This window comes from Streptomyces sp. NPDC048420 (assembly GCF_040651535.1).
Taxonomy (GTDB): Bacteria; Actinomycetota; Actinomycetes; order Streptomycetales; family Streptomycetaceae; genus Streptomyces.
Map to the genome: position 1 here is coordinate 29,391 of NZ_JBEZKG010000047.1, position 9,820 is coordinate 39,210.

8 protein-coding genes are annotated in these 9,820 nt (G+C 70.3%); 1 reads left to right on the forward strand and 7 read right to left on the reverse strand.

Annotated elements, in window-relative coordinates; translation table 11 throughout:
- Positions 1–13 precede the first annotated feature (13 nt).
- Together AB0D34_RS44835 and AB0D34_RS44840 are read right to left on the reverse strand one after the other, a co-directional pair.
- Entirely contained in the window at positions 14–448 is a 435-nt protein-coding gene (locus AB0D34_RS44835) for an ATP-binding protein (RefSeq protein ID WP_362673420.1), read from the reverse strand.
- A 117-nt stretch (positions 449–565) separates the two neighbouring features.
- The gene (locus AB0D34_RS44840) at positions 566–2,461 is read right to left on the reverse strand and encodes an AMP-dependent synthetase/ligase (RefSeq protein WP_362673422.1); all 1,896 of its coding nucleotides are present in this window, start codon (positions 2,459–2,461) and stop codon (positions 566–568) included.
- A gap of 152 nt (positions 2,462–2,613) precedes the next feature.
- On the opposite strand from AB0D34_RS44840, the gene AB0D34_RS44845 reads away from it, so the two are divergent.
- Entirely contained in the window at positions 2,614–2,847 is a 234-nt protein-coding gene (locus tag AB0D34_RS44845) for a DUF6480 family protein (RefSeq protein ID WP_362673424.1), read from the forward strand.
- 3 nt (positions 2,848–2,850) lie between these two features.
- Here the strand turns inward: AB0D34_RS44845 and AB0D34_RS44850 are convergent, their stop codons facing one another.
- From AB0D34_RS44850 to AB0D34_RS44870, 5 genes are all read right to left on the reverse strand, one after another.
- Positions 2,851–3,939 carry a glutamate--cysteine ligase gene (locus tag AB0D34_RS44850; protein WP_362673427.1) on the reverse strand — a complete coding sequence of 363 codons (1,089 nt, stop codon included), beginning with the start codon at positions 3,937–3,939 and terminating at the stop codon, positions 2,851–2,853.
- Between the two features lie 66 nt (positions 3,940–4,005).
- The gene (gene glgB / locus AB0D34_RS44855) at positions 4,006–6,207 is read right to left on the reverse strand and encodes a 1,4-alpha-glucan branching enzyme (protein WP_362673429.1); all 2,202 of its coding nucleotides are present in this window, start codon (positions 6,205–6,207) and stop codon (positions 4,006–4,008) included.
- Positions 6,208–6,210: 3 nt separating this feature from the next.
- Positions 6,211–7,587 (reverse strand): maltokinase, encoded by a 1,377-nt coding sequence (locus AB0D34_RS44860; RefSeq protein ID WP_362673432.1) that lies wholly within the window; start codon positions 7,585–7,587, stop codon positions 6,211–6,213.
- A gap of 26 nt (positions 7,588–7,613) precedes the next feature.
- On the reverse strand, positions 7,614–9,332 hold the full coding sequence (treS, locus tag AB0D34_RS44865) for a maltose alpha-D-glucosyltransferase (protein ID WP_362673434.1): 1,719 nt from the start codon (positions 9,330–9,332) through the stop codon (positions 7,614–7,616).
- On the reverse strand, positions 9,329–9,820 hold a 492-nt coding region (locus tag AB0D34_RS44870; protein ID WP_362673436.1), incomplete at its 5' end, for an alpha-glucosidase C-terminal domain-containing protein. The genes treS and AB0D34_RS44870, both read right to left, overlap by 4 nt.

The following is a 9,820-nucleotide window of genomic DNA, read 5'->3' on the forward strand; positions in this document are numbered from 1 at the left end:
GGCCCGGGGTACGTCACCACGGCAGGAACACGTGCACGTCCTTGCCGCGCTCGTCCGTCACCACGCTGACCTGGTCGCACAGCGCGTGGATCAGATGCCAGCCGACACCACCGCCACCGGTGCGGGGATCGAAGGACCGGGGCGCGGGCGGGGTGGTGTTGGTGTCGCGCACCGTGACGTGTACGCCGTCGAAGGTCCGGCGCATGCGCAGCGCGAAGGGGCCGGGGGCGTACTGGACGGCGTTGGCGGCGAGTTCCGTGACGACCAGCAGGATGTCGTCCCAGTGCTCGGGGCTCGCGGGCGGGGCGCTCTCGGAGAGGTCGGAGAGGAATTCCTCCGCAGCGAGCCGTGCACCCGTCACGCAGTGCGGTTCTCCCGCGAAACGGGTGGTGCGACTAGGGATCGCCTCGGAAGTCAGTGTCTCGTCCCAACGCGGCTCGGTTGCCATGCCGCAGTCACCCCCGTGCCGTCGGCGTGGCTCTTGTCCTTATCAGTGGCATCGCCATTGTGCTGTGTTCCCGAAGGGACGCGGCCCAATCGTGTCCGGGCGCCTCGGGTGCGACCGTCACCGGAACACGTTGTCCGAGTCGTCCCAGCTCAGCAAGTCCTCTGTCGGCGTACGCCGGGAGCCGGGCGAGCGGGCCTGGTACATCGCGTCGATCTCCAGCGCGTACCGGCGCACGATCTCGTCCCGGCGCAGCTTCATCGACGGCGTCAGCAGCCCGTTGGCCAGGTCGAACGGCTCCGGCAGCACCCGGAACACCCTGATCGACTCCGAGCGTGAGACAGCGCTGTTGGCGGCGGCCACCGCCCGCGCGATCTCCTCCCGCAGCGCGTTCTCCTCCCGGGCCTCCCGCACCGAGGGGTCCTGCTGGGTGCCGCGCCAGTGGGCCAGGAACACCGGGTCCAGAGTGAGCAGGGCGCCCACACAGGGCCGGTTGTCACCCACCACCACCGCCTGGTGGACGAGCGGGTGCATCCTCAGCCGTTGCTCCAGGGCGGCCGGGGCCACGCTCTTGCCGCTCGCGGTGACGATGATGTCCTTCTTGCGGCCGGTGATCGTCAGATAGCCGTCGGCGTCCAGCCGCCCGAGGTCCCCGGTGGCCAGCCAGCCGCCGTACAGCGCGGCCCGGGTCGCGGCCTCGTCGTTGACGTATCCCTGGAAGACCGACGGCCCGCGCACCAGGATCTCCCCGTCGTCCGCCACCCTCAGGTCCACCCCCGGCAGCGGCTGTCCCACGGTCCCCGACCTCTCCCGGCCCAGCGGCTGCATGGTGATCCCGCCGCAGGTCTCGGTCAGGCCGTACCCGTCGTGGACGTAGACGCCGATGCCCTCGTAGAACAAGGACAGTTCACGGTTGAGGGTCGAGCCGCCCGAGGTGGCCCGGCGGGCCCGGCCGCCCAGCGCGGCCCGCAGCCTGCGGTACACCGTCCGCTCGTACAGGGCGTGTTGGAGCCGCAGGTCGAAACCGGGGCCGGGGCCCTCGCCCAGCCGCTGCCGCTCGCAGGCCAGGGCGAAGTCCCGTGCCGTGTCGGCGGCCCGCTCGAACAGGGCGCCGCGGCCCGACTGCTGGGAGGCGCGCAGGAAGTTCTTGTAGATCTTCTCGAAGACCGAGGGGACCGCGTACAAGTAGGTGGGCCGGAAGGACTGCAGGGACGCCGCCAGCGCCTCCTCGCTCAGGTCGGGCTCGTGGGCCATGAGCAGACCGCCCCGGATGCACACGCCCTGGATCATGAGGCCGTACACATGCGAGAAGGGCAGGAAGGCGAGGACGGACGCCTGCTGTCCCTGCGGTGCCGTGATCCGGCGCCACCCCTCGATCAGCGTGTCGACGGGGCTCGCGAGGCCGCGGTGACTGAGCGCGCAGCCCATCGGATGCCCCGTGGTGCCGGACGTGTAGGCGACGACCGCCGTGGAGTCCGGCAGCACGATCCGGCGCAACGACTCGACCGTCGCCAGCGGTATCGGCTCACCCCGCTCGGTCAGCTCCTCCAGCGCGCCCGCGTCCAGCTGCCAGACGTGACGCAGCCTGGGCAGCGAGGCGCAGACCGAGCCGACCGTCATGACCGCCGGTTCGTCCTCCACCACCACGGCCACACAGCCGGCGTCCCGCAGGATCCACTCGACCTGGTCGCGCGAGGCCGTCGGATAGATCGGCACGACCTCGGCGCCGACCGCCCACAGCGCGTAGCTGAGCACCGTCCACTCGTACCGGGTGCGCGCCATGATCGCCACGCGGTGGCCGGGCGAGATCCCGGACGCGACAAGGCCCTTCGCGAGGTCCATGACCTCGTCCCGCAGCTCCACGGCGGTGACCTCCTGCCAGCCGCCCGAGGAACCCTCGGGTCTGCGGGCCAGCACCGGCAGGGTGGGGTCCTGCTCCGCCCTCTCGAAGACGCTGTCGGCCAGGCCACCGCTGGAGCGCGAGATGGTCCGGGGAGCGAGGGCGAAGTCGCGCATGCGCTGCTCCTGATGTGTACGGGCTGTGACCGGGTCGGCGGTTTCGGTCATCTGCGGTGCTCGAATCTAGCCCAGGTGACAGCAAGGGGTACCTGGAATACGGAAGTAAGCGGTCAGCCGTGATCTCGTCGAGATCGGGGGACTCGGACCCCATGAGTTGCACGAACCCTGATCCCGAACCCGAGCGCACCACCGGACTGGAACCGGGCGGCGGCGTACCCCCGGGCGAGACCCCGCCCGCCGAGAGCAGCCTGCCCGAGGCCGGCCCCCGGGAGACGCACAACCCGACCAAGGGGTGGGCCAAGGGCCCGCTGGCCCTGATCCTCCTCCTGGTCGTCCTCGTCGCCGCGTTCTTCCTGGTGTACGCGATCGTCCTGGCCCTGTGACGGCTACGTCTGGGTCAGCCGCACGCACTCGGTGACCACGTCCCGCAGGCTCCCGGTGCGCTCCAACAGTTCGCGCTGCACGCGGGCACCGTTGCCGTGCCGCAGCAGTTCGGCACAGGACTCGCGGGCCCGGTCCAGGTCACCGGTGTCGGCGAGGGCGTCCTCGACGTGCTCCAGCAGGGCCCGGACCACGGTCTCGGCGGGCACGCGGTGCATCGTCGCCGGGTGGAGCAGTTCCTCCGACAGACCGGACCGCGCGGCCCGCCAGGCCGCCAGCCGCAGCAGGCTCACACTGTGCGTCGCCGGCTCCCGGTCCGCCCGCCACTCGCGCGCGGCCGTCTCCACCAGACCGCGGGCGAGGGCCGCCAGGAGTACGGCGGTGTCCGCGTGCAGACAGACGTCGGCGACCCGGATCTCCACCGTCGGGTAGTTCCGGGACAACCGGGCGTCGAAGTAGATCATCCCCTCGTCCAGGATGACACCGGTCGCCACCATGTCCGCGACCCGCCGGTGATAGCGCTCCGCCGAACGGAACGGCTCGGTCGGCCCCGCCGAGGGCCAGCGCTGCCACACCCGGCTGCGATAGCTGCTGTAGCCGGTGTCCTTGCCCTGCCAGAACGGCGAGTTGGCGCTCAGCGCGGCCAGCACGGTCAGCCAGGGCTGCATCCGGTCGACGACGGCGACGGCCTCCTCGTCGGACTCCACGGACACATGGACATGACAGCCCATGACGAGCTGCTCGCGGGTGGCGATGCCGTACTGCTCAGCCATCCACTGGTACCGGCGCCCGATCCCGACGGAGGGGCTGACGGGCAGCGGTGAGGTGGCCAGGGCGGCGACCGTGCAGCCGCTCCCCTCGGCGTGCCGGGCGGCCTCCTTGCGGCAACGCACGATCTCCGCGCGGAGCTCGTCCATGCCCGACTGCGGGTGGGTGGCGAACTCCAGCATCTGGTTGTGCAGTTCCTTCTCGAAGACGTCCTGGTCCGCTTCGTCCTGCGCGGCCCTGGCGAGTACCGCGGCGGACAACGCCTGCGGTTCCCCGCTCTCCGGGTCGACCAGGAGGAGTTCCTCCTCCACTCCGACGGTGCGCACGTGAGCCGCCCTTCTGCGGAGACGACGGTGTTGTTCGTACGCCCCGACTGCCCAGGGGACGCCTGATCACACGGGCGTCAGCCACACGGTGGCCAGTGGCGGCAGGGTGAGCCGTACGGCACCGTCCTGCGGCTTGACCGGATCGGGCGTGACGAGGTCGCTGCCGCCGTAGCGGCCCGCGTCCGTGTTGAGGACCTCCTGCCAGGCGGGGATGTCGTCGGGGACGGCGAGCCGGTAGTCGTGCCGGACGACGGGGGAGAGGTTGGAGACCGCGAGCAGCGGGCCGCCTTCCGCGTCGAACCTCAGGAAGGCGAAGACGTTGTCCTCGGCCGCGTCCCCGGCCACCCACCGGAAGCCGCCCGGGTCGGTGTCGCGCTGCCACAGGGCGGGAGTCGCCCGGTAGACGGTGTTCAGGTCGCACACGAGGTCGCGGACGCCCCGGTGATCGGCCTCGGCGCCGTACGCCGGGTCGAGGAGCCACCAGTCCGGGCCGTGCGCCTCGGACCACTCGGCGCCCTGGGCGAACTCCTGGCCCATGAAGAGCAGTTGCTTGCCGGGGTGGGCCCACATGAAGCCGAGGTACGCACGATGGTTGGCCCGCTGCTGCCACCAGTCGCCCGGCATCTTGGACACCAGCGCCTGCTTGCCGTGGACGACCTCGTCGTGGGAGATCGGCAGGACGTAGTTCTCGCTGTACGCGTACACCATCGAGAAGGTCATCTCGTTGTGGTGGTACTTGCGGTGCACGGGTTCATGGCTGATGTAGCCGAGGGAGTCGTGCATCCAGCCCATGTTCCACTTCAGGCCGAAACCGAGCCCCCCGCTGTCCGTGGGCCGGGTCACGCCGTCCCAGGCCGTGGACTCCTCCGCGATCGTGATGACACCCGGCGCCCGCCGGTACACGGTCGCGTTCATCTCCTGCAGGAAGGCGACCGCGTCGAGATCCTCCCGGCCCCCGAAGACGTTGGGGCTCCACTGCCCGGAGTCGCGCGAGTAGTCGAGGTAGAGCATCGAGGCGACCGCGTCCACGCGCAGCCCGTCGATGTGGAACTCCTCGCACCAGTACACGGCGTTGGCGACCAGGAAGTTGCGCACCTCCACACGCCCGAAGTCGAACTCGTACGTCCCCCAGTCCGGGTGCTCGGCCCTCCGCCAGTCCCCCGGCTCGTACAGCGGGTCCCCGTCGAAGCGGGCCAACGCCCAGTCGTCCTTGGGGAAGTGGGCCGGCACCCAGTCCATGATCACACCGATGCCGGCCCGGTGGAGGGCGTCGATCAGGTACCTGAAGTCGTCGGGGGTGCCGAGCCGGGAGGTCGGGGCGTAGAAGCCGGTGACCTGGTAGCCCCAGGAACCGCCGAAGGGGTGCTCGGCGACCGGCATCAGCTCGACGTGGGTGAAGCCCAGCTCCTTCACGTACGTGGGGAGCTGATCGGCCAGTTGACGGTACGTCAATCCCTTGCGCCAGGTGGGGAGATGGACCTCGTAGACCGTGAACGGCGCTTCGTGCACGGGGACGTCGCCACGCCGGGCCATCCACTCCTGGTCGCCCCACTCGTGGTGCGAGGCGGTCACCACGGACGCGGTCGCGGGCGGTACCTCGGTGCTCCGGGCCATCGGGTCGGACTTCAGGAACCGGTGACCGTACCGGGAGGTGATCTCGAACTTGTAGCGGGCGCCCTCGCCGATGCCCGGCAGGAACAGCTCCCACACCCCGGACGAGCCGAGCGAGCGCATCGGGAACGCCTGTCCGTCCCAGAAGGTGAACTCCCCGGCGACCCTGACTCCTTGGGCGTTCGGCGCCCACACCGTGAACCGGGTGCCGGTCACGTCCTGGTGGGTCATCGGCTCGGCACCGAGCGCCTTCCACAGTTGCTCGTGGCGTCCCTCGCGGATCAGATGGAGGTCGGTCTCGCCGAGCGCGGGCAGGAAGCGGTACGGGTCGTGCACCTCCTGCTCCCCGTCCGCGTACGACACCAGCAGCATGTAGGCGGGGATCCCGGCGAGCGGGAGCAGGCCGGAGAAGAGACCGTCGCCCTCCGAGGCCAGCTGTCTGTGCTCGCCGTCCACCACGACGCTCACCCCGCGGGCGAACGGGCGCAGCGCCCTGAAGACGACCCCGCCCGCGACCGGATGGGCGCCGAGCAGTGCGTGCGGGTCATGGTGGGCGCCCGCCAGCAGCCGGTCCCGGTCCTCGGGTTCGAGCGGCGGGGCCGTATCGCAGCGGGCCGGTCCGGACGGCTCGGGCAGTGAGGTGTCGCGCAGGGCCACGGCTCAGTCTCCTCTCACGGCGAGGCGCTCGATCGCAGCCATCGGTACGGGCAGCCAGTCGGGGCGGTGCCGCGCCTCGTACAGCACCTCGTAGACGGCCCGGTCGGTCTCGTACGCGCGCAGCAGACCGTGTTTCTTGCGCGGATCCCATCCGGCGAGGGCGGCATAGCCCCCGCAGAAGGCCTCCCGGCAGCGGCGCGCCCACTCGGGACGCCAGGGCCGGCGCTGCCGGGCCGCGTAGTCGAAGGAGCGCAGCATGCCCGCTATGTCCCGCACCGGGGACTGCGCGGTGCGGCGCTCGGCCAGTGGCTTGGACGGCTCGCCCTCGAAGTCGATGACGAACCACTCGCGCCCCGCCCGCAACACCTGTCCGAGGTGCAGATCTCCGTGCACGCGCTGCGCGGGCGGCCCGGCGTCGCAGGTGGCCAGCGCGCCGAACGCGTTCCGCAGACCGGACACGAACGGCCGTAGCGCGGGCACGCTGTGCGCGGCGGAGTCCAGGCGCTCGGCCATCGCGGCGGCCGTGCAGCCGTTGTCGCCGGGGGAGTCGTTGGTCCCCTTGTCGCCGGGGAAGGCGGCGGCCAGTGCGAGGTGCACCTCGGCCATGGCCCGCCCCAGCTCGTGGGCCTGCACGGTGAAGTCGTCACCGGAGGCCAGCGCGTGCAGGGCCAGCGTCCAGCCGTCGGAGGCGTTGCGCAGATACGGCTGGAGCACGCCGAGCGTGGCCTCCTGCGGATGCGCGGTCCGGAACCAGGCCACCGGCGCGGGTACCCGGCGGCAGCCCTGTCCGGCCAGCGCGACCGGCACCTCCAGGTCCGGATTGACCCCGGGCTGGATCCGGCGGAAGACCTTCAGGATGAACTCGTCGCCGTACACCAGCGAGGAGTTGGACTGCTCGGCCTCCAGCAGCCGCGGCGGGAGTCCGGCGGGTACCGGCACCGACGGGTCGCACTCGAAGCGCAGGGGGCCCGCCGTGCCGGGCCGCCGCAGCCGCTCCAACAGCAGCTGCGCCGAGCGCGGATCGTGCAGGGCGTCGTAGATCGTGAGGCCGGCCAGCGGCCCCTGTTCCGCACGGCCGACGAGGGCGCGGCCGAGACGGGGGGAAAGGTGCTTCCGTACGCCGAGGAGCAGCTGGTAGCAGTCACCGGCGGGGGTGGCGCCGCCCGGCGCGGGGACCCCGCCGTGACCGGTGTGGACCAGCAGATGCAGACAGCCCGGGAACAGCTCGGTCATCGACAGCAGACCGAGTTCGCTCACCGGCCGGTCCTTGCCCGCGAACCAGCGCTGCCGGGGCAGCCACTGGCGCAGCAGTGCGTCCAGTGAGGCCATGAGATCGGTCGCGAGCGCCGGCCCGGGGCTGAGGGATGCGGTCTTCGGCATGGTGACGCGTCCTTTCGTCGGCACGCTCACCGGCGTCGGCCGATGCGCGATGCGACTCGGGAGAGCCGGAACCAGTAGAAGCCGTGCCCGCCGAGGGTCAGCAGATACGGCAGCTCACCGATGGCCGGGAAGCGCACCCCGCCGAACAGCTCGACCGGGTGCCGGCCGTCGAACTCACGAAGGTCCAGTTCCGTGGGCTGGGCGAACCGGGAGAAGTTGTTCACGCACAGGACCAGGTCGTCCTCGTACTCCCGCAGGAAGGCCAGCACGGCGGGGTTCGACGACTGGAGCTCGGTGAAGGTGCCGAGCCCGAAGGCCGGGTTCTGCTTGCGGATCTCGATCATGCGACGGGTCCAGTGCAGCAGCGAGGACGGCGAGGCCATCGAGGCCTCGACGTTGGTGACCTGGTGCCCGTAGACGGGGTCCATGATGATCGGCAGGTTGAGGCGGCCCGGATCGGCCGTGGAGAAGCCCGCGTTGCGGTCGGGGGTCCACTGCATGGGGGTGCGGACGGCGTCGCGGTCGCCGAGCCAGATGTTGTCGCCCATGCCGATCTCGTCGCCGTAGTAGAGGATCGGCGAGCCCGGGAGGGACAGGAGCAGCGCGGTGAACAGCTCGATCGTGTCACGGTCGTTGTCGAGCAGGGGGGCGAGCCGGCGGCGGATGCCGATGTTGGCGCGCATCCGCGGGTCCTTCGCGTACTCGGCCCACATGTAGTCGCGTTCCTCGTCGGTGACCATTTCGAGGGTGAGCTCGTCGTGGTTGCGCAGGAAGATGCCCCACTGGCAGTTGGAGGGGATCGCCGGGGTCTTCGCGAGGATTTCCGAGACGGGATACCTGGATTCCCTGCGCACCGCCATGAAGATCCGGGGCATCACCGGGAAGTGGAACGCCATGTGGCACTCGTCGCCGCCGGACTCGTAGTCGCCGAAGTAGTCGACGACGTCTTCCGGCCACTGGTTCGCCTCCGCCAGCAGTACCGTGTCCGGATACATGGCGTCGATCTCGCGGCGCACCCGCTTCAGGAACTGGTGGGTGGCGGGCAGGTTCTCGCAGTTGGTGCCCTCCGCCGCGTAGAGGTAGGGCACGGCGTCGAGGCGGAAGCCGTCGATGCCCAGGTCCAGCCAGAAGCGCAGGGCGGCCAGGATCTCCTCCTGGAGCGCCGGGTTCTCGTAGTTGAGGTCCGGCTGGTGGGAGAAGAAGCGGTGGAAGTAGTACTGGCCGCGGACCGGGTCGTGGGTCCAGTTGGAGACCTCGGTGTCGACGAAGATGATCCGGGCCTCGTCGTACTGCTTGTCGTCGTCGGCCCACATGTAGTAGTCGCCGTAGGGGCCGTCGGGGTTGGCGCGGGACTCCTGGAACCACGGGTGCTGGTCGCTGGTGTGGTTCATGACGAAGTCGATGATGACCCGCATGCCGCGCTGGTGGGCGGCGTCGACGAACGCCACGAAGTCGGCGAGGTCACCGAACTCCGGGAGGACGGCGGTGTAGTCGGAGACGTCGTAACCGCCGTCCCTGAGCGGTGACTTGAAGAACGGCGGCAGCCACAGGCAGTCGACACCGAGCCACTGGAGGTAGTCCAGTTTGGCGGTGATGCCCTTGAGGTCGCCGACGCCGTCGCCGTTGCTGTCCTGGAAGGAACGGACCAGCACCTCGTAGAAGACCGCTCGTTTGAACCAGTCAGGGTCCCGGTCCTTCGCCGGGGTGTCCTCGAAGGTGTCGTGGACGGGCTCGTTGACAGTCACGCTGTGGACCCTCCGATCTGGGGCGCGGACCTCCGCACCTGGAACACGTGCGCGGGTGCCCGGCCGGGCTCCAGGCGCACATAGTTGCTGCTGCCCCAGTGGTGGGTCTCACCCGTCAGTTCGTCGTGCACGGACAGGGACTCGTGCCGTTCCAGGCCGAGTTGCGGCATGTCCAACGAGACCGTGGCCTCCTGGGTGTGGTGCGGGTCGAGGTTCACGACCACCAGAACCGTGTCGTCTCCGCTGCGTTTGCTGTACGCGATGACCGCGTTGTTGTCGGTCGCGTGGAAGCGGAGGTTCCTGAGGCGCTGGAGCGCGGGGTGCCGGCGCCGGATCGTGTTGAGGCGGGTGATGAGGGGGGCGAGGCTGTCGTCGGTGTCCCAGTTGCGGGCTTTGAGCTGGTACTTCTCCGAGTCGAGGTACTCCTCGCTGCCCGCGCGCAGCGGGGTGTTCTCGGCGAGTTCGTAGCCGGAGTAGATGCCCCAGGT

What these genes read in the sequence shown, in the direction of transcription:
- AB0D34_RS44835 (WP_362673420.1), bottom strand. Translation starts at nt 448, where the DNA reads ATGGCAACCGAGCCGCGTTGGGACGAGACACTGACTTCCGAGGCGATC.
- AB0D34_RS44840 (WP_362673422.1), bottom strand. Translation starts at nt 2,461, where the DNA reads ATGCGCGACTTCGCCCTCGCTCCCCGGACCATCTCGCGCTCCAGCGGT.
- AB0D34_RS44845 (WP_362673424.1), top strand. Translation starts at nt 2,614, where the DNA reads ATGAGTTGCACGAACCCTGATCCCGAACCCGAGCGCACCACCGGACTG.
- AB0D34_RS44860 (WP_362673432.1), bottom strand. Translation starts at nt 7,587, where the DNA reads ATGCCGAAGACCGCATCCCTCAGCCCCGGGCCGGCGCTCGCGACCGAT.